This is a genomic window from Sphingopyxis fribergensis (assembly GCF_000803645.1).
Taxonomy (GTDB): domain Bacteria; phylum Pseudomonadota; class Alphaproteobacteria; order Sphingomonadales; family Sphingomonadaceae; genus Sphingopyxis; species Sphingopyxis fribergensis.
In genome coordinates this window covers 3610394-3630327 of the sequence record NZ_CP009122.1, presented here as the reverse complement: position 1 = coordinate 3630327, position 19934 = coordinate 3610394, and the positions used below count along the sequence as shown (strand labels likewise).

At 64.9% G+C, this 19934-nt stretch carries 18 protein-coding genes; 8 read left to right on the top strand and 10 right to left on the bottom strand.

The window, feature by feature from the left end; all coding sequences use genetic code 11:
- Window positions 1-20 precede the first annotated feature (20 nt).
- From rsfS to SKP52_RS16845, 4 genes are read right to left on the bottom strand one after another with little or no spacing between them, the layout of a single operon-like run.
- A complete protein-coding gene (gene rsfS, locus SKP52_RS16860) occupies window positions 21-419 on the bottom strand; it encodes a ribosome silencing factor (RefSeq protein ID WP_052208454.1) in 399 nt (132 codons plus the stop codon).
- A complete protein-coding gene (locus SKP52_RS16855) occupies window positions 416-1069 on the bottom strand; it encodes a nicotinate-nucleotide adenylyltransferase (protein ID WP_039576634.1) in 654 nt (217 codons plus the stop codon). The genes rsfS and SKP52_RS16855 overlap by 4 nt, the downstream gene beginning before the upstream one ends.
- Window positions 1066-1413, bottom strand: a complete 348-nt coding sequence (locus SKP52_RS16850; RefSeq protein WP_039576633.1) for a hypothetical protein — start codon at window positions 1411-1413, stop codon at window positions 1066-1068. Before SKP52_RS16850 ends, SKP52_RS16855 begins: the two co-directional genes overlap by 4 nt.
- Window positions 1410-2696 carry a glutamate-5-semialdehyde dehydrogenase gene (locus SKP52_RS16845; protein WP_081997420.1) on the bottom strand — a complete coding sequence of 429 codons (1287 nt, stop codon included), beginning with the start codon at window positions 2694-2696 and terminating at the stop codon, window positions 1410-1412. Before SKP52_RS16845 ends, SKP52_RS16850 begins: the two co-directional genes overlap by 4 nt.
- Before the next feature lie 79 nt (window positions 2697-2775).
- Between SKP52_RS16845 and SKP52_RS16840 the strand changes: the two genes are divergently transcribed.
- Together SKP52_RS16840 and SKP52_RS16835 are read left to right on the top strand one after the other, a co-directional pair.
- Window positions 2776-3900: a DUF3667 domain-containing protein gene (locus tag SKP52_RS16840; protein ID WP_039576632.1), complete on the top strand. Its 1125-nt coding sequence runs from the start codon at window positions 2776-2778 to the stop codon at window positions 3898-3900.
- 56 nt (window positions 3901-3956) lie between these two features.
- Complete coding sequence (locus SKP52_RS16835) at window positions 3957-5588, top strand: alkaline phosphatase D family protein (protein WP_039576631.1); 1632 nt, start codon at window positions 3957-3959, stop codon at window positions 5586-5588.
- Between the two features lie 14 nt (window positions 5589-5602).
- Here SKP52_RS16835 and SKP52_RS16830 read toward each other — a convergent pair whose 3' ends face one another.
- On the bottom strand, window positions 5603-6526 hold the full coding sequence (locus SKP52_RS16830; RefSeq protein ID WP_039576630.1) for a crotonase/enoyl-CoA hydratase family protein: 924 nt from the start codon (window positions 6524-6526) through the stop codon (window positions 5603-5605).
- Window positions 6527-6845: 319 nt separating this feature from the next.
- Between SKP52_RS16830 and purC the strand changes: the two genes are divergently transcribed.
- The 5 genes from purC (at window position 6846) to mobA (ending at window position 13562) form a co-directional block, all read left to right on the top strand.
- Entirely contained in the window at window positions 6846-7625 is a 780-nt protein-coding gene (purC, locus tag SKP52_RS16825) for a phosphoribosylaminoimidazolesuccinocarboxamide synthase (RefSeq protein WP_039576629.1), read from the top strand.
- A 299-nt stretch (window positions 7626-7924) separates the two neighbouring features.
- Entirely contained in the window at window positions 7925-9070 is a 1146-nt protein-coding gene (locus SKP52_RS16820; RefSeq protein ID WP_228383681.1) for a GGDEF domain-containing protein, read from the top strand.
- 42 nt (window positions 9071-9112) lie between these two features.
- Window positions 9113-12010 (top strand): M16 family metallopeptidase, encoded by a 2898-nt coding sequence (locus SKP52_RS16815; RefSeq protein WP_039576628.1) that lies wholly within the window; start codon window positions 9113-9115, stop codon window positions 12008-12010.
- Window positions 12011-12252: 242 nt separating this feature from the next.
- A complete protein-coding gene (gene fdhD / locus SKP52_RS16810) occupies window positions 12253-13056 on the top strand; it encodes a formate dehydrogenase accessory sulfurtransferase FdhD (protein WP_039581423.1) in 804 nt (267 codons plus the stop codon).
- Window positions 13053-13562, top strand: a complete 510-nt coding sequence (gene mobA, locus SKP52_RS16805) for a molybdenum cofactor guanylyltransferase (protein WP_039576627.1) — start codon at window positions 13053-13055, stop codon at window positions 13560-13562. The genes fdhD and mobA overlap by 4 nt, the downstream gene beginning before the upstream one ends.
- On the opposite strand, the gene SKP52_RS16800 is transcribed toward mobA, so the two are convergent.
- Window positions 13557-14207 carry a DUF1345 domain-containing protein gene (locus tag SKP52_RS16800; protein ID WP_228383679.1) on the bottom strand — a complete coding sequence of 217 codons (651 nt, stop codon included), beginning with the start codon at window positions 14205-14207 and terminating at the stop codon, window positions 13557-13559. The genes mobA and SKP52_RS16800 overlap by 6 nt on opposite strands.
- The gene (locus SKP52_RS16795; protein ID WP_039576620.1) at window positions 14200-16473 is read right to left on the bottom strand and encodes an FdhF/YdeP family oxidoreductase; all 2274 of its coding nucleotides are present in this window, start codon (window positions 16471-16473) and stop codon (window positions 14200-14202) included. The genes SKP52_RS16800 and SKP52_RS16795 overlap by 8 nt, the downstream gene beginning before the upstream one ends.
- Before the next feature lie 193 nt (window positions 16474-16666).
- On the opposite strand from SKP52_RS16795, the gene SKP52_RS16790 reads away from it, so the two are divergent.
- Window positions 16667-17002 (top strand): hypothetical protein, encoded by a 336-nt coding sequence (locus SKP52_RS16790; protein ID WP_039576619.1) that lies wholly within the window; start codon window positions 16667-16669, stop codon window positions 17000-17002.
- A gap of 314 nt (window positions 17003-17316) precedes the next feature.
- Here SKP52_RS16790 and SKP52_RS16785 read toward each other — a convergent pair whose 3' ends face one another.
- From SKP52_RS16785 to SKP52_RS26245, 3 genes are all read right to left on the bottom strand, one after another.
- On the bottom strand, window positions 17317-18507 hold the full coding sequence (locus tag SKP52_RS16785; protein ID WP_039574394.1) for an IS91 family transposase: 1191 nt from the start codon (window positions 18505-18507) through the stop codon (window positions 17317-17319).
- Between the two features lie 4 nt (window positions 18508-18511).
- On the bottom strand, window positions 18512-19420 hold the full coding sequence (locus SKP52_RS16780; protein ID WP_039574391.1) for a tyrosine-type recombinase/integrase: 909 nt from the start codon (window positions 19418-19420) through the stop codon (window positions 18512-18514).
- 198 nt (window positions 19421-19618) lie between these two features.
- Window positions 19619-19873, bottom strand: a complete 255-nt coding sequence (locus SKP52_RS26245; protein ID WP_148309174.1) for a hypothetical protein — start codon at window positions 19871-19873, stop codon at window positions 19619-19621.
- Between the last annotated feature and the right edge of the window lie 61 nt (window positions 19874-19934).

The window sequence follows — 19934 nt, the reverse complement described above, 5'->3', positions numbered from 1 at the left end:
GGATCAGCGGGCGTGAGCCATTAATTTGCAGCCATCACCGGCGGCGCGTCGCCGAACGACCACATGCGCTCGAGGTTGTAGAAGCTGCGCACCTCGGGGCGGAACAGATGGACGATGACGTCGCCCGCATCGAGCAGCACCCAATCGGCGTTGGGCAGCCCTTCGACGCGAACCTGGCGGCCCGCTTCCTGCTTGATCCGCTGGGCCAGTTTCTCGGCAATGGCCGAGACATGGCGCGTCGACCGGCCGCTCGCGATCACCATATGATCGGCGATGCTGCTTTTGCCGGCAAGCGGGATGGAAATGGTTTCCTGGGCCTGGTCCTCGTCCAGCTGGTGGAGGATCAGAGCGTGGAGCGATTCCACGCTGTCATTTGCGGATGCGGCGCCTGCGGCGGCATCCTGGGTTGCGGAGATCAAATGCGTCCTTTCCTGTTCGTGTCCACAAGCCGCGAACGCGTCAGCGGGTCGCGCATTGCGCGGCCTTCATAGCGTTCGAACCAGCGGGGGTTGGCCTGCCGTATCGCAGTTGCGGATCGCACATCGGGCGAAAATCGCAGGAACACGAGGGCGGGCGGTCTCCAGTCCGTCCAATGCAATTTCTGGTCCACGGGCCGGACGAAGCGCCGAAGCCAACCCATCGCACGTCTTGCGTGGGCGCGGTCATTATAGCCCGGACGCGCGATAACCGCAATCGGCATGAGTCGGGCGATCCCCCGCCAGTCGCGCCATTGGGGCAATTGGACCAGATTATCGGCACCCATGATCCAGATGAACTGCCGGTTGGGGTAGCGGCGGACGAGTTTTTTAAGCGTATCGAGCGTGTAGCGCGTGCCGAACTCGGCCTCGATAGCCGTCGCGCGAATCGGCGACCGCCGCGCCATCCGCTGCGCCGAGCCGAGCCGCGCAGCAAGCGAAGCCATGCCCGCCTTCGGCTTGAGCGGATTGCCCGGCGACACCAGCCACCACAGCTCGTCGAGCCCGAGCGCGTCGATCGCGTTCAAACTGATCGCGCGATGCCCGCCATGCGCGGGATTGAAGCTGCCGCCGAGAAGGCCGGTGGGGATCACTCGGGGAATGATTTCACCACCCGGATATGACCGACTATCGCTTGGTTGAAATTAGGCAGATCGTCGGCCGGAATCCAATATTCCTCGTGCTCACGCCCGCCCGCCTGCTCCACCTTATAATTCGACAGATATTCGGCGCTCACATCAAACTCGGTCACGAAGCCCGAGCCCGACGCGGGAACATTCCAGTCGCGTGCGATTTTTGCCGCGTAGTCATAGCTCGTCACGGGATAGAAGATCGGCTGCTCCGGTAAACGTGGCGGAAACTCACGCATCTTACTATCAGCGATAAGAGTCAGTTCTTCGGGGCCGACGGGGCGCCACAAGCGGATGTTCTGGGTCAAGGCCTGACCTGTCCCGTGCCGCGCACCAGCCATTTATAGGTGGTCAGTCCTTCGAGCGCGACCGGGCCGCGCGCGTGTAGGCGCCCTGTCGCGATGCCGATTTCGGCGCCGAGGCCGAATTCGCCGCCGTCGGCGAATTGCGTCGAAGCGTTGTGCATCACGATCGCGCTGTCGACGCCGGTCAGGAAGCGTTCGGCGGCCGCGGCATCTTCGGTGACGATCGCGTCGGTGTGGCGGCTCGAATGCGCGTCGATATGCGCGAGCGCGCCAGCGAGGCCGTCGACCATCGCGATCGAGACGATCGCGTCGAGATATTCGGTGTCCCAGTCGCCGGCCGATGCCGCATCGACATGCGGGCTCAGCGCCAAGATGGCCTTGTCACCGCGCACTTCGCAGCCCGCCTTTACCAGCGCGTCGACGATCGCGAGCGGCGCGGGATAGGCGCGGTCGATCAGGATCGTCTCGGTCGCGCCGCAGACGCCGGTGCGGCGCATCTTGGCGTTGATCGCGAGCTCCACGGCCTTCGCCGGATCGGCGGTGCCGTCGATATAGAGATGGTTGATGCCGTCGAGATGCGCGAGCACGGGCACGCGCGCCTCATCCTGCACGCGCGCGACGAGGCCTTTGCCGCCGCGCGGGATGATGATGTCGATCAGCCCCTGCGCACGCAGCATCGCGCCGACCGCGGCGCGGTCCTGCGTCGGCACGAGCTGGACTGCATCGGCGGGCAGGCCCGCTTCGACCAGCCCTGCTGCGAATGCGGCATGAAGCGCGCGGTTCGAATGCACCGCCTCGCTGCCGCCGCGCAGGATTACCGCATTGCCCGACATCAACCCGAGCGCCGCGGCGTCGGCGGTCACATTGGGGCGGCTTTCATAGATGATGCCGACGACGCCGAGCGGCACGCGCACGCGGCTCAGCACCAGCCCGTTGGGCCGCGTCACCCGGTCGATTTCGGCGCCTGACGGATCGGGCAGCGCCGCGACATCGTCGATCGCGTCGGCGATAGCGGCAAGCCGTCCGTCGTCGAGCTGCAACCGGTCGAGCATCGCGCCCGACAGGCCGTTCTTCTGTCCCGCCGCCATATCCTCGGCATTGGCGGCGAGAATGTCGGCCGCCCGCGCGCGGATTTGCGCCGCCGCAGCAACCAGCCCGGCCACCTTGTCCGCCGTCGGCGCCAGCGCGAGCGTCTTCGAAGCGGCGCGCGCGCGCGCGCCCATGTCGGCGATCAGGGCGGCGGCATCGCCGGGCATCGGCGGGGCGGACAGAGCTTCGGCGTTCATGCCGCTGCCACTATCACGTTTTGCGTGACCGCCGAAAGTCCCGTTGCGTCGCATCCCGTGCCCCTTTAGGCAGGGCGCCATGAGCGGGGACATCGAAGGCATCGGGGCGGCGGTCACCGCCGGATTGGCAGGGCATGCGGTCGAGCCGCGGCATGGGGGCACGGGCGCGGCGCACGCCGACGCGCGCTGCCTGAATTGCGGCACCAGCCTGGCGGGGTCGCATTGCCACCATTGCGGCCAGCGCGCCGATATTCACCGCAGTTTTGGTGCGATCGGGCATGATCTGGTCCACGCGATCTTCCATTTCGAAGGCAAGATCTGGAACACGCTACCGCTGCTGTCATGGCGGCCGGGCGACCTGACGCGGCGGTATATCCATGGCGAGCGCGCGCGCTTCATCTCGCCGCTCGCGCTGTTCCTGTTCGCGGTTTTCCTGACCTATGCGGTGCTCGCGATCGTCGGCAGCGGCGGCGGGGTGGGCGAAGGGATCGCCAAGGCGGCCGCCGAGCAGACGCGCACGAACGCGCTCAAGGAAAGTTTCGAGGAGGAGGTCAAGCGCGTCGACACCAGCCTCGCGGCCAGGGATCTGAAGCCGACCGAGCGGAAGCTGCTCGTCGAAGAACGCGAAACGCTCCAGAAAAGCGCCGATTATCTCGGCGTCTCGCGCAGTCTCAGCAAGGAAGAAGTCAACAAGGGCCCTGCCGTAGTCGACGATCCCGCCCAGCAGATGATGACCAGCGTCGAGTTCCTCTCGCGCACCAAGGTCAACACCGGCGTCCCCTTCATCGACCATGGGCTGGAAAAGGCGATCGCGAACCCGGCGCTGGTTCTCTATAAATTACAGGCGAACGCCTATAAATTCGCATGGGCGCTCATCCCGTTGTCGCTGCCCTTCATGTGGCTGCTGTTTCCGTTCAGCCGCCGCTTTCACACCTATGACCATTTCGTCTTCGTCACTTATTCGATCAGCTTCATGCTGCTTTTGTTCGTCGTGGTGCGGCTGCTCAACCTGACGATATTCGGCGATGTCGCGACGGCGTTCGCGATGCTTTATGTGCCCTTCCACATGTACCGCCAGCTGCGGGGCGCCTATCGTTCGTCGCGGTTCGGCGCGCTCATTCGCGCGACCCTGCTGCTGTTCTTCAGCCTGTATGCGGTCATCATGTTCATGCTGCTGCTGCTCGCGCTCGGGGTGATGGGATAGCACCCGAATCGTCACAAAGGCGGGGCAAAGACCCCCCAAAGAGGAGGAGATTCGCGATGCATCATCATTGGGGCGAGATCGACCGGCGCCATCTGATCAAGCTGGGCACTGTCGGGCTCGCGGCACTGTCGCTGCCGGGCGCGGCGCGCGCAATGATGGCGCAGGGATTCACCCATGGTGTCGCGAGCGGTGAGCCGGGGCCGCATTCGGTGCTGCTGTGGACGCGTTACGCCGCGGCGAACGACGCGACGCTGACCGCCGAGCTGTCGGAAAGCGAGGATTTTTCCAAGGTCGTTGCCGGCGGCAGCGTCGTGGCGGCGGGCGAGCGCGATCATACCGCAAAGCTGGTCGTCGAGGGTCTGAAGCCCGGCCGCTGGTATCATTATCGCTTCATCGCCCCCGACGGCACCAAATCGGTGACCGGCCGAACGCGCACCTTGCCGCAAGGGTCGACCAAGGCGTTCAATCTCGCGCTCTTTTCTTGCTCGAACATGCCGTTCGGCTGGTTCACCGCTTATGGCCATGCCGCCGCGCGCGGCGACATCGACCTTGTCGCGCATGTCGGCGACTATCTCTACGAATATAAGGCCGGCGATTATCCCTCGGCCAAGGATGCGCTGCCGGACCGCGAGATCCAGCCGGCGCACGAGATCGTCGCGCTGGCCGACTATCGCCTTCGCTACGCGGCCTATCGCGCCGATCCCGACCTGCAGAAGCTGCATCAGATGTTCCCAATGATCGCCCAGTGGGACGATCATGAATTCACCAACGATGCGTGGAAGGGCGGCGCCGAAAATCATAATGAGGGCGAAGGCGAATGGGCGGCGCGCATGGCGGCGGCCGAACGCGCCTATCGCGAATGGATGCCCGTCGCCGATACGCGCTGGCGCCAATATCAGGTCGGCGACCTTGCGACGATCTTCCTCCCCGAAACGCGCGTGACCGCGCGCGACCGGCAGTTCGAAATCGACGAGATCATTGCAGGGGGCGGCGATGCCGCGGCAAAGCTCAAGACGTTCGCCGAAACCAGCTATCGCGACCCGGCGCGCCAGATGCTCGGCGCACAGCAGGAGACATGGCTGTTCGACGGACTCGCCGCGTCGACCAAGGCGGGAACACGCTGGCAGGTCTGCGCGCAGCAGGTCGTGATGGGCACGCTCTTCACGCCGCCCGAGACGCGCGACTGGTTCGCGGGCGAACAGCCCGATTATGTTCGCCGCCGGGTCGATGCGGGCCAGCTCGCGGCGAAGGCCGGCCTGCCGCTCAACCTCGACGCGTGGGACGGTTATCCCGCCGCGCGCAGCCGCCTGCTCGCCGCGGCGCAGCGCGCCGACGCCGACCTTGTCACGCTGACCGGCGACACGCACAACGCCTGGGCGTTTGACCTCGCCGAGGATGGTCGGCCCGCGGGAATCGAGATCGCCGGACAGAGCGTCACCTCGCCGGGCTATGAAAGCTACATCAAGGGCGTGACCGACGAAGCGCGCGTCGCGGCGCTTCGCCGTTCGTCGCCGCAGCTCAAATGGGCGAATACCGCAGATCGCGGCTATGTGACCGTGCAATTCACCCCAGACCGGCTGACCGCAAACTGGCACAGCGTCGAAACGATCCGCGCACGCTCGCTCGCGCTGAAGGATACGCACAGCATGACCGCGACGCGCGGGCGGCGCGTCTATGACGCCGCCTGATCGTCGGGGCGATCTCAGCTATAGGGCGGGGTATCCTCGAACTCGGCGAACCACGGATAATCGTCCGCGACGCTGACGGTGAAGTTCGCGGGGCGCTTTTCGAGGAAGCTCGACACGCCCTCGGCGGCGTCGGCGCTGCGCCCGCGTGCAAAGATCGCGCGGCTGTCCCAGCGGTGCGCGCTCATCGGATGCGGCGCGCCGAGCATGCGCCACAGCATATGCCGGGTGAGCGCGACCGACACCGGCGCGCTGTGATCGGTGAGCTCGCGCGCCTTGGCGATCGCGGCGTCGACCAGCTCGCCGGGCGTGTGGACCGATTGGACGAGGCCCTTTTCATGCGCTTCGGCGGCGTCGATCAGCCGCCCCGAATAGCACCAGTCGACGGCGTTCTGGATGCCGACGAGGCGCGGCAGGAACCAGCTCGACGCGGCTTCGGGCACGATGCCGCGCCGCGCGAAGACGAAACCGTAGCGCACCGTCTCGCTCGCGAGCCGGGCGTCCATCGACAGCGTCATCGTCGCGCCGATGCCGACCGCGGCGCCGTTGATCGCCCCCAGGACCGGCTTCTTGCAGTCGAAGATGCGCATCGACACACGCCCGCCCGAATCGCGGATCAGCGGGTGCGACCAGTCGATCGTGCCGTCCGCCGCGACGGGGCTCGCCGCCATGCCGTCGGGTAACAACGCGGCCTTGTCGGTGCGCTTGTCATAGTCGAAGGTCGCGGCGCCCTGACCGAGGTCGGCGCCGGCGCAATAGGCGCGGTCGCCCGACCCAGTAAAGATCACCGCGCGCACGCCATCGTCGGCGTCGCACTCGTCGAGCGCGGCGACGATCTCCAGCATCATCTCGGTGGTAAAGGCGTTCATCCGGTCGGGCCGGTGGAGCGTCAGCAGCGCGATGCCCTCATGCTTGTCGAGGCGAATCTGGTCGAAGCTCATCCATCTCTCTCCTTTGGTTACGCGCATCGTTGCAAGCGAGGCCGGGGAGTGCAAGCACTTTACGTAAACGTAAAGACGGTGCGACGCATAGAGCAGTCGCTACGCAAAAGTTCGTCATTCCCGCGAAAGCGGGAACCCAGTTCTGCCGTCGCCACTGGGTTCCCGCGTTCGCGGGAATAACGAAAGGGGCGCGGTGCGATGCCGGGGATGACGCGCCCGACCTTTGCCGCTATAGGCGCCCCATCGCCCCGGCGGCGCGCCTCCAGCTGAGTCGCTTTGCCGGGGCCATTCATTTGGTTCCGACAGAAAGTTTGCGCCCATGTCCCGTCGCCGCCAGATTTACGAAGGCAAAGCGAAGATCCTGTACGAGGGCCCCGAACCGGGCACGCTGATCCAATATTTCAAGGATGATGCGACCGCGTTCAACGCGCAGAAAAAGGGCACGATCAGCGGCAAGGGCGTGCTGAACAACCGGATTTCGGAGCATGTCTTTACGCTGCTTGGCAATATCGGCGTTCCGCACCATTTCATCCGCCGCCTCAACATGCGCGAGCAGCTGATCCGTCAGGTCGAGATCGTGCCGATCGAAGTGATCGTGCGCAACGTCGCCGCGGGCACGCTGTCGAAGCGGCTCGGCATCGAGGAGGGGACGCAGCTTCCGCGCACCCTGATCGAATATTGCTACAAGGACGACGCGCTGGGCGATCCGCTCGTCGCCGAGGAGCATATCGCCTGCTTCAATTGGTGCAGCCAGGACGAGCTCCACGACATTCAGGACATGGCGATCCGCATCAACGACTTCATGTCGGGCATGTTCGCCGCGGTCGGCATCCGCCTCGTCGACTTCAAGCTCGAATTTGGGCGGCTTTATGAAGGCGACTTCAGCCGCATCATCCTCGCCGACGAAATCAGCCCCGACGGCTGCCGTCTGTGGGATATGACGACGAACGAAAAGCTCGACAAGGACCGCTTCCGCCGCGACCTCGGCGGCGAAGTCGAAGCCTATCAGGAGGTCGCGCGCCGGCTCGGCCTGCTGCCCGAGGGCGGCGACAACGCCGTGCTCGACCTGGAGAGCCACCGGAAGAAAAAGGGCAGCTGATAAAGCCGTCGCCCCCCGCGAAGGCGGGGCCGCTATCAGTGTTGCGCTACCTTGCCCGCTGCCCCCGCCTTCGCGGGGGCGACGGCTTCTATCATATATTGATGCTCGCCAAGATCTAGCGGCGACATCGGGTAGGACATGGCGTTGCTCCTGTCGGGCACGAGAATTTCGGCCGCGCTTTTCCCTGAGCATGGTTAATATTTCACAAGCCCTCTGCCCGCTTGGAGCGCTTACGTCCGTGATAACACAAGCTTTCGTTCCTTAACTTCCGCTTTACTTGACATTGCTATCCCTCATCTATGACGGGGGTCTATCACTGGCTGCGCCTGCGCTTCTTTCCGCCGATTCCGGACGCGATTCGGGACGATATCGCCCTGCTGCGCGCGTATCGCGTCGAAACGCTGACCCCGATGCTGTTCCTGATGCTCGCGGCGACGACGCCGACCGCCATCTATGCCGGTGTCGACACGGTGCATCCGATCGTCCGTATCGGCTTCCCGGTGACACTCGCGATCGTCGGCCTGCTCGGTTTCGTCTTCCTGATCCACAATCGCGGCCGACGGATGAGCCTTCGCCGCGCGCGGCGGGTGATCAAGGAATCGATTTGGCTGTCGGGAACGATGGGCGCGATGTGCAGCAGCTGGACGGTGATCAACTGGCTCGCTGCGCCGTCCTCGACGCACAGCTATTATGCAATGATCATGGCGATGGGTTCGCTGGCCACTGCTTATTGCCTGTCGTCGATCCGCCTCGCGACCTTCATCAACCTGCTCATCGGGCTGGTGCCGATTTCGGTCCTGATGCTGACGTCGGGCAATCCGCCCGAAATCGCCGCAGGGACCAGTCTGGTCGTCGCAACGATCTTCCTCCTGCGCATGATCCTTCAGCAGCACGACCAGCTGATCGATCTGCTCCAGCTCCAGCACCAGATGCGCGACCTTGCGCACACCGACCCGCTGACAGGCCTTGCCAATCGCCGCGAGTTCGACATGCGGCTCGACGAAGAAATTGCGAAAGGCGACGCGGCCAACCCGTTCGCGATCGCGCTGCTCGATCTCAACGGCTTCAAACCGATCAACGACCAGCACGGCCACGCGATAGGCGACGGCGTCTTGTGCGAGCTCGCTGAGCGCCTGCGCCGCGCCTGCGGCGATCATGCAGTCGTCGCGCGGCAGGGCGGCGACGAGTTCGCGATCCTTGTACCCGCCGGGTCGACCCTGCTCAAAACCGCGCTCGCCGACCATGTCCTCGCCGCGCTCGCCGCACCCTATCGCATCGGCGGGCGGGCGATCGGCGTCGGCGCGGGCATCGGCACGGCCCGCTGGCCCGAACATGGCGACAGCGCACGCAAGTTGCTCGAAGTAGCCGACCGCGCGCTTTATGCAGCGAAAGCCGCCGATCGCGAGAAGACGTCGTCTGTCGAAAGCATCGACCGGGTCGCGTAACACGCGCTTGACCGCCCGAAGGGCGGTGGCCACATCTGGCGTATGACCAAATCCATTGTCCGGCGTGCTTCGACTGCGCTGTCACCCCTCGTTTTCCTCATTGCCAGCACCGCCCCGGCCTACGCGAGGGAAACGCCTGCCACGACGGCGGCGCCCGCCGTGGCGGTCAATCCGCAGAGCGAGGCGGCCAAGGCGTGGAATTTCGCGGCGAGCGACGTGCCGGTCGATCCGAACATCGTCTTTGGCGTGCTCCCCAACGGGATGAAATATGCTCTGCTGAAAAACAGCACGCCCAAGGACAGCGTCGTGCTGCGCATGCGCTTCGCGGTCGGCAGCTTTGCCGAGGCCGACGACCAGCGCGGTCTCGCGCACTTCCTCGAACATATGGCGTTCAACGGATCGACCAACGTGCCCGAAGGCGAAATGATCAAGCTGCTCGAACGCAAGGGGCTGGCGTTCGGCGCCGATACCAACGCCTCGACTGGCTTCGACGAGACGATCTACAAGCTCGACTTGCCCAACGCCTCGGATGATCTGATCGATACCGGGCTGATGCTGATGCGCGAAACCGGCGGAGAGCTGACGATCGATCCCGCCGCGGTCGACCGCGAGCGCGGCATCATCCTGTCCGAACGCCGCGCGCGCGACACTTATCAATTGCGCAGCCTCATCGACCAGCTCGACTTCCAGATGAAGGGCATGAAGGTTGCAAGCCGCATCCCGGTCGGCACCGAAGAGGTGATCAAGACCGCGCCCGCGTCGCGCCTCCGCGATCTCTACGACCGTTATTATCGGCCCGAGCGCGCAACGCTGGTGATGGTCGGCGATTTCGACCCCGCGGCGGTCGAGGCGAAGATCAAGGCGCGCTTTGCCGACTGGAAGGGCCGCGGGCCGGCGGGCGCCGATCCCGATATCGGCAACGTCGATTACAAGCGCGCCGCGGCCGCCGACGATTTCGTCGATCCCGCGATCCAGGATTCGGTGACGATCTCCGCGTTCAAGCCCTGGGTCGACGAACCCGATACCAAGGCGAAACGCGCGCGCAAGCTTACCGAGGATGTCGGCGAAGCGATCGTCAGCCGCCGGCTCGCCAAGATCGCGCTGCGCGAAAATTCGCCGATCCTGACCGGCTATTTCAGCGACGCGACGGGCTGGAAGACCTTCGACCAGTTCACGGTCGGCGCGGTGGCGAAGGAGGGTGCGTGGAAAGAGGCGCTTGCGCTCGTCGAACAGGAACAGCGCCGCGCTCTCCAGCATGGTTTCACGCAGGCTGAGGTCGACGAGCAGCTGGCGAACCGACGCACCGCGCTCAAAAATGCGGTCGCCGGGGTGACGACGCGGCGCAGCAACGCGCTCGCCGATGCCCTGGTTTCGGCAGCCGAAGGCGATTTCGTCCTTGTCCGGCCCGAAACCTCGCAGGCGCTGTTCGAGGCGACCGCGCCGTCGCTGACCGCCGCCGCAGTCACCGCCGCGTTCCGCAAGCATATGGAGGGGCTGAGCCAGCCGCTGGTTCGCGTTACCGCAAAACAGCCGATCGAGGGCGGCACGGCCGCAATCCTTGCCGATTTGCAGGCCTCGACAAAAGTGGCGGTCGCCGCGCCGGCCGCCGAGGCGAACGCAGCTTTTGCCTACGACAACTTCGGTACGCCGGGCAAAATCGTCAGCGACGAACGCGTCGAGGATCTCGGCATCCGCCGCATTCGCTTCGCCAATAATGTCATGCTCAACATCAAAAAGACCGATTTTCAGAAGGACAAGGTGCTGATGTCGCTCCGCGTCGATGGCGGTACCTTGCTGGCGACGCGTGATGATCCGACCAAGGTGGCGCTCGCCGGTTCACTGATGCTTGGCGGGCTCGAAGCACACAGCCTCGACGACCTGCGCTCGATCCTTGCCGGCAAGACGATCAGCCCCGTCTTTGGCAATTCCACCGACGCGTTCGGCGGCAGCGCGCTGACCTCGCCGGAGGATTTTGCGTTGCAGGCCAAGCTGATGGCGGCATATCTCACGCACCCCGGCTACCGCCCCGACGGGCTCGCGCTTATCCGCCGCGTGCTGCCGCAGCAATATGCCGCGAACGACGCGACCCCCGCGGCGGTGCTCGGCCGTGACGTCGGCGGCATCCTCGCCAACAACGACCCGCGCTCGCAGACCCCACCGCTCGACAAGCTGATGACGCTCGACTGGGCGCAGCTAAAGCCCGTCGTCGCCGACAGCTTTGCGCATGGCGCGATCGAGATCGGCGTCGTCGGCGACATCGACGAACAGGCGGCGATCGACGCGATCGCGGCGACCTTCGGTGCCTTGCCCGAACGCCGCGCCGCCTTCGACCCGCGCACCGATGCGCGCGTCCGCCAATATGCGACCGACCGCAGCGAACGCACTCTGATCCACAAGGGGCCCGCCGAACAGGCAGAGCTGCGTGTCTATTGGCCGGCGCGCGACGACAGCGACCTGGGCGAAGCGCTGCGGCTGCAACTGCTCTCGCGCGCGATGCAGTTGATGCTGACCGAGGAGCTGCGCGAGAAGCTCGGCGAAAGCTACAGCCCCAGCGCCGCGGCCAGCCTGTCCGACGAGTTCCCCGGCTATGGCCACCTCTTCGCCGCGAGCAATGTCGATTACAAGGATCTCGCGACGACGCGCGCCGCGATCTTCGCGATCGCCAAGGAATTGCGCGATAAGCCCGTCGATCCCGATTTGCTCGACCGCGCGCGCAAACCGCTGCTCGAGGCGATGGTGAAGTCACGGCGCGAGAACAGCTATTGGCTGAACTATGTCGCCGAAGCCGCGAGCCACCCCGATCGCCTCGACCGTAGCCGCAAGGGGATCGGCGAGGTCGAGGCGGCGACGCCGGCCGAGTTGCAGGCGCTCGCGAAGCGCTATCTGGTCGACGACAAGGCGCTGGTGATCAAGGCGGTTAGCGACAAGGCGGTGAAGTAGGGCGGTGTCCGGTATCGACCGATAGTTGCCGTTGAAGGATTTGCTCTCTCCCCTTCAGGGGAGAGATAAGAAGGCTTGCCGGTTTTACCGGCTAGCCGCAGTTGAGAGGGGCTTGAGCTGCTTCCGCCCCCTCTCCCAACCCTCTCCCCTGAAGGGGAGAGGGCTACGTCCGCTCACCACCCCTAAGCCGCCGGAAGCCGCCAGGTTGAGACAAGCCGATGACGATGGGCTATCGTGCCGCGATGACTAACGAGATGATCGACCTTCCCGTCCGCCGCCTCGGCCTCGCCGAACCCGGCGACGCAGCGCTGACGCGCAGCATCGCCGTCGAGGCGCCGGTTTCAATCGAGGTCGGCGGCATCGGCTATGCGGTGATGATGGCGACCCCCGCCGACCTTGAGGATTATGCCGTCGGCTTTGCCATCGGCGAAGGGCTGGTCGACACGGCCGATCAGATCGGGCGGATCGATACGCACCCGATCGAGGGCGGCTGGGCATTGCGGATCTGGTTGCCGCCCGAACGCAACGCGATCGCGCTCGACCGCGCGCGCAAACGCGTGAGCGAAAGCAGCTGCGGGCTTTGCGGGATCGAGAATATCGAGGAGGTGCTGCGGCCGTTGCCGCCCGTGACCGCATGCATCGGGACCGACCGGGCCGCGATCGCCGCGGCATTGGCAGCACTGCGCGATCATCAGCCGCTTGGCCGCGCGACGGGGGCGGTCCACGCCGCCGCCTTTTGCTCGCCAGCGGGCGCCATCCTGCTCGCGCGCGAGGATGTCGGGCGGCACAATGCGCTCGACAAGTTAATCGGCGCGATGGCGCGCGCGGGCACCGATCCGGCGAGCGGCTTTATCCTGCTGTCGGCGCGGTGCAGTTATGAACTCGTCGAAAAGACGGTCCGCGCGGGTTGCCCGATGCTCGTGACCATCTCGGCGCCGACGAGCCTCGCGGCCGAGCGTGCGGTGCAGGCAGGATTGACACTCGTTGCGCTGGCGCGGACGGATTCGGCGCTGGTCGTCAGCGATCCGCAAGGAATGATCGCATGAAGACGCTCGGCGCGGTGCTCGCGGGCGGGCGGTCAAGCCGCTTCGGGTCGGACAAGGCGCTGGCGATGCTCGACGGCCGGACGTTGCTCGACCATGCGCTGGCGGCGCTGCGCCCGCATTGCGAGAAGCTGGTCGTCGTCGGTCGCGGCGACGCCGCCGACTGGCCGCGCGCCGATATGGGGCCGCTCGGCGGCATCGCCGGCGCGCTGATCCATGCGGCGAACGATGGCTTCGATCAGGTGGTGACAGCGCCGGTGGATTGCGTGCGCCTGCCGCCCGATCTTCGCGCGCTGCTCGAACCCGGGCCCGCCTTCCTCGAGACGCAGCCTGTGATCGGCCTGTGGCCGGCCGCGGCGCTTCACGAACTCAGGGCCTTGCTGGAGGATGGGGGCGACCTTGCGGTCCGGGCCTATGCTCGCCGGATCGGCGCGCGCGCGGTGGCGAGCGACTTCGTCGCGCTCAACATCAACAGCCCTGCCGACCTCGACCGCCTGACGGGATCATGATCCGCCGATGGCGTTCACGGTGAACGCCAATATGCCCATGTTGAAGATAAACGCCGCCATACAGTGGCCGAGCACGACGCGGCGCATATGCGCGCCCGATATCGTGACGTCCGACGTCTGGAAGGTCATGCCGAGGGTGAAGGCGAAATAGAGGAAATCCCAGTAACCGGGCTCATGCACCCCCGGCACCTCGATCCCCGCCTGATCGCGTCCGCCCTTTTGCAGATAATAGAGATGCGCATAATGGAGCGTGAACACCAAGTTCGCGAACAGCCACGCGAGCGCAAGCGTCGCGACGATCAGTATGATATCCTCGCGATCGAGCTTGCCCGGACTAGCGATCAGCGTCCCGACCGCGAACAGGATAACGAGCGACAGCAGCACCGTAATCGCGAGCAGCCCGGCGCGGTTGGCGTCATTCTGTTCGGCCGTGCGGCGCATCTGGTCGGGGTCGGCGCCGAGCAGCGGCGCAATCACGCACAGAAAAATGACGACCGCGATGTCGAAACCGATGAGCAGCGCGGTGCGCGAATCGCAGCCGAGCGCCGATGCGACGCTGCCCGCGACGATCAGCGCGGCGGCAAAGATCAGGAAGCGTGCCGGGGCGATGCGGTGGCCGACGGCGATTTCGGCGCGCTTAGTCAATGGCGGCGACGACGCGCACCGGGATCGACTTCGCCGCCGGACAGCCACTGATCCTGTCATAATGGGCGAGCGGCAGCAGCGGATTGAGTTCGGGATAATAGCCCGCAACCGATCCGCGCGACATCGGATAGTCGAGGATCGTCAGCCCCTCGACACGCCGCGCGATGCCGTCGCCGCTGATCGTTTCGAGCGCGACCTTGGCGCCCGCCTCCAGCCCGCGCGCCGCGATATCGTCGGCGTTCATGAACAGGATCATGCGGTCGCCCGACACGCCGCGATAGCGGTCGTTGTAGCTGTAGATCGTCGTGTTGAACTGGTCGTGCGAGCGCACCGTGGCGAGGCGCAGCATGGCGGGATCGGCGACCGGCGCGTTGGCCGCGAGCCCCGGAAGCACGAGGAAATTGGCCTTGCCGTTCGGCGTCGCCCACATGCGGCGACGCGGCGGGATATCGAGGTGGAAGCCCATCGGCGTCTTGATGCGCTCCGAAAACCCCTCATAGATCGCGGGGTACACCTCGGCGATCTTGTCGCGGATCAGGCTATAGTCGTCGATATAGCTGGCCCAATCCACCTTGCTGTCGGGCAGTGTCGCCATCGCCATGCGGCAGACGATCTCGGTCTCGGTCAGCAGATGTTCGCTCGCAGGTTCGAGCACGCCGCGCGACGCCGTGACGTTCGACATCGAATCCTCGATCGTCACGAACTGCTCGCCCGCGGCGGTTTCGATCCGTTCGGAGCGCGCGATGACGGGCAGGATCAGCGCGTCCTTGCCGTGGACAAGGTGCCCGCGATTGAGCTTGGTCGCGATGCCGACGGTGAGGTTAAGTTTGCGCATCGCGTCGTAAGAACGATCGGTATCGGGCACTGCGCGGACGAAATTGCCGCCGAGGCCGATGAAGACTTTCGCGGTGCCCGCCAGCATCGCCTCGACCGACTCGACCGTGTGATGGCCCTCTTCGCGCGGCGGTTCGAAACCGAACACGTCGCGCACCTTGTCGAGATAGGCCTGACCCGGTTTCTCGTCGATGCCGACGGTGCGGTCGCCCTGCACGTTCGAATGGCCACGGATCGGCGAGATGCCCGCGCCGGGCTTGCCGTAATTGCCTTTGAGCAAAAGCAGGTTCGCGATCTGCTGGACGAGCCCAGACCCCTGCTGATGCTGGGTCACCCCCATGCCATAACAGATGATCGTGGCGTTCGAGCGGGTGTAGATTTCGGCGCAGCGGCGGATCTGCGCCTCGTCGATCCCCGCCGCGGCAATGAGGTCGGGCCAGTTCTGCGCCTCGATATCAGCCTTCAGCGCTTCAAAACCCGACGTATGTTCGGCGATGAAGGCGTGATCGAGCACCGCCTCACCCGCGGCTTCGCGCTCGAACATCGCCTTCATCATGCCCTTCAAGAGCGCGAGGTCGCCGCCGATCTTGATGTGCACGAACTCGCTGGTGACTTCGGTCGACCCGAAGGTCGCCATCTGGACGATATCCTGCGGTTCGGTGAAGCGGACGAGCGCGCGTTCGGGCATCGGGTTGACCGCGACGATCGGCACCCCTCGTTTGCGCGCTTCGACCAGCGGGGTCATCATCCGCGGCGCGTTGGTCCCCGCATTGTGCCCGATCAGGAAAATCGCCTGGGCATGCTCGAAATCATCGAGGATCACCGTGCCCTTGCCGACCCCGATCGAATGCGGCAGCCCGCGGCTCGTCGGTTCGTGGCACATGTTCGAACAGTCGGGAAAATTGTTCGTGCCATATTCGCGCACGAAGATCGAATAGAGGAAGGCGGTCTCGTTCGCGGTGCGCCCCGAGGTGTAGAATTCGGCTTGGTGCGGGCTATCGAGCGCCCGCAGGTGCTGGCCGATCAGCGCGAAGGCATCGTCCCAGCTTACCGGCACATAATGATCGGTCGCGGCGTCGTATCGCATCGGCTCGGTCAGCCGGCCCTGCATCTCCAGCCAATAATCCGACTGCTCCATCAGCGCGGACACGCTGTGCTGCGCAAAAAATTCGCGCGTGACGCGAAACTTCGTCGCCTCGTGAGCGAGCGCCTTGGCGCCGTTTTCGCAGAATTCGAGCTTTTTGGTGCAGGCTGCGTCGGGGAAGGCGCAGCTCGGGCATTTGAAGCCGCCCGGCTGGTTCATCGAAAGGAGCGCGCGCGACCCCTTGGTGACGACGCTCTGCTCCATCAGCACCTTCGCGGTCGCCGCAGCCGCGCCCCAGCCGCCGGCGGGGCTGTTATAGGTCCGGTATCGGGGTTTGTCGTCTGCCATCGCCGCCAACTAAAGCATAGCGGCCGGGGCATATCCATCGCTCTTTGGTATTGGCGCACCGCGACCGGCGAAGATGAGAAATACCGCTTAGCGATTGCCTTCTAGACTACGCGCGCTAGCGCCACCCTACCCCGTCAGCGTAGATGTCTGAAATGGGGTGGGAAGCGGACATGTTTGTTGTTAGGCAATCGGCATGAGCGCCAACGACTATGATCTTGAACTTGAGCAGTTGGAAGGGCGCGCCACGGGTAGGCTCCTAACCGCCGACACGTTCGACGGCGCGGCGTTCGAAGCGCTCTACAATCATATCTCGGACAAAGCCCGGGACCTTCGAGAAGTCAGCGTCGTTTCGAAGCAAATCCTTCGTTCGCTGCGGCAAGCGGCCGCAACCATTCGAAGCCGATCAGAAGATGTCGCGTCGGTTCAGGACAAGCTCCCCGTCGCCGATAGGTTTGAGATGTTGCTCGATCTAATCATCATCGGGGAACATCCCGATGATCGAAAGCCCGGCACACCCCGAATCCTATAGTTGAATGTCCACAATCGTTGAGAGTTTCAGACGCCGTTAGGCGTCAGAAAGTCTTCGATGCCCGAACCGCGGGGATCATAGACTGAGCTATGGGGAAAGCTGCTTTGCGCGAGGCACGGGGTAGCCAAGAGCTGTCAAAAAGCAGCCGGACATGAGAGCGGACCGGCAGCTTTTATGTCGCGAGAGCAGACGTCTGAACTGAGACAGTCTGATTTTGGGCGTCTGGCGTCTGCTTTTCGGCAGGGCGAGCGCAAGCGTGTCCGCTTCCGGACGCAGGGCTGCGCCGGCTATGGGAGTGGATGAGCCGTGCCGGGTCACGGCGCCTGTGTCCCGGATGATGACGGCGCGGGTGGCGGCGCGCGGGCGAGGTAGCGGCGTTCGAACACCTCGATGATCACCATGGTGCCGCCGCAGCACGGGCAGAGCGGCCGGGCCTCGGGCTCATTGATCGGGTCGGCGGCGGGCGGCGGCGCGACGCTGAGCAAACGGCGGGCGCGTTCGAGGTGAGCCTTGCGCTGTGCGCTGGCGAGGAGCCCATAGTGGCGGATGCGGTGGAATCCGCGCGGCAGGGCGTGGAGCAGGAAACGGCGAATGAACTCGTCAGCGGCGAGGGTCATGACCTGCTGGCGGTCGGCGCCGGCCTCGCGATAGTTTTTATAGCGGAAGGTGACGCCGGCATCGTCGAAGCGGAGGAGGCGGCTGTTCGATATCGCAACGCGGTGGGTGTAGCGCGACAGATAGGCGAGCACCGCCTCGGGCCCAGCGAACGGCGGCTTGGCATAGACCACCCAGCGCTTCTTTCTGACGGGTGAGAGATGCCGCAGGAATGCGCGCCGGTCGGCGAGCTGCGTCATGCCGCCGAAGAAGGCGAGCTGCCCACGGTCATGGAGGGCGCGCAGCCGGGTCAGGAACAGGCGGCGGAACAGGGCGCCAAGCACGCGCACGGGCAGGAGGAAGGCCGGACGTGCGGATATCCAGCGTGTCCCATCGCGGGAGATGCCGCCGCCGGGCACGATCATGTGGATGTGCGGATGATGGGTCAGCGCCGAGCCCCAGGTGTGGAGGACGGCGGTGATACCGATCCGGGCGCCGAGGTGCCTGGGATCAGCGGCGATGGTCAGCATCGTATCGGCAGCGGCCTTGAACAGCAGGTCATAGACGAGCGCTTTGTTGTAATAGGCGATCGCGGCGACCTCGGCAGGCAGGGTGAACACGACGTGGAAGTAGCCGACCGGGAGGAGGTCGGCCTCGCGCGCTTCGAGCCAGCTGCGCGCCGCAGCGCCCTGGCACCTTGGGCAGTGCCGGTTGCGGCAGCTGTTATAGGCGATCCGCCAGTGCCCGCAGTCGGTGCAGGCCTCGACATGACCGCCGAGCGCGGCGGTGCGGCAATGTTCGATCGCCGACATGATCTTGAGCTGATGCAGGCTCAAATGCCCGGCCTGCGCGGTGCGATACGCGGGACCAGCGCTGCGGAAGATATCGGCGACCTCGAGTGAGGCGCGCACCGCCTTAGCCGTCAGGCGCCTCCTCGTCCGGCGCGGCCAGCGCAAGCCTGTCGAGCGGACTGACGACCGACCGAACGGTCTTCGTTGCGACCTGCGCGTAGAAGGCCGTCGTGTTTATCTTGGCGTGGCCGAGCAGGACCTGGATGACGCGGATGTCGACGCCATCTTCCAGCAGGTGCGTGGCGAAGCTGTGGCGCAACGTGTGCGGTCCAACCCGCTTGGCGATATCCGCGGCCTCGGCGGCCTCGACGACGACCCGGTAGAGCTGGCGCGTGCTGATATGGGCCGCTGCGCCCTGTCCGGGAAAGAGCCAGCCGTCGCGACGCAAAATGCCCTGCTGCCGCCCGGCGCGCCACCAGTCACGCAGGAGCAGGAGCAGGCCCTCGGGCAGCATGGCGTTGCGGTATCGCCCGCCTTTGCCGCGCTCGATCCGCAGCAACATGCGCTCGCTGTCGACGTCGCTGATCTTGAGCGCTGCCACTTCGGCCACCCGTAGGCCCGCGCCATAGGCCACCGACAGCGCGGTCTGATGCTTGAGGCAGCGTGTCGCATCGAGCAGGCGCTTCACCTCGGCCATGGTCAGCACGACCGGGATCTTGCGAACCTGCTTGGTGCGGATCAGCTTACGCGCGAGATCGGGGCGGTCGAGCGTGTGCGTGAACAAGAACTTGAGCGCGCTGACGATGCTGTTCATCGTTGGCGCCGGCACGCCAGCTTCGAGCTGCTCGAACTGGAACTGGCGGATATCCTCGGCGGTCGCGGTGTGGGGAGAGCGCTGCAGCCAGGTCGCGAACCGTCCGACATCGCGTAAATAATTACGCTGCGTCTCCGGTCCGAACCTGCGCATCGCCATGTCGTCCAGCAGGCGCTGGCGCAGCGGGCTGATCGGGCTAATCTGAACAAGCTCATTCATCGTTCGACTCCTCGGTTGAAGAAGTCGAAAAGGTCTGCCTATGCCGGCCGACGTTCAATCAGACGCGGCGCTCGCTGGACGGCTTTACATCGAGGCTAGCGCCAATCCACGCAGTGGTTCGTGCAACGGCCGTTAGCGGCTATTTGAGCGGATCGGCAGCGAATATCGAAAACGGGGTGGGAAGCGGACGGCGCTCAATTACCCATCTGCTCTTTCTACAGGAATGCCGACTGATCGGAGAGCGAGCGCAATCTGAGCCGTCAGGCTCGGGTCAAACTCAATTCCCAAGTGCCACTGACTACTCCCCCGTTGCAACACAACAGACATCGACCCATCTGAAAAATGGATGGCTTTCGTCACTTCAGACGGATCGATCTGCTGCTCAGCCAAAAATGCCCGCGCTGCCTCCGGATCAGGTGTGGCGTCGGCTCGCGGCTTATTCAATTTAGTCATATTGGACCTTCGCATGCATTGGCTGGCCAACTTGCGACAAGTCGCAAAGGTCCGCAAATGG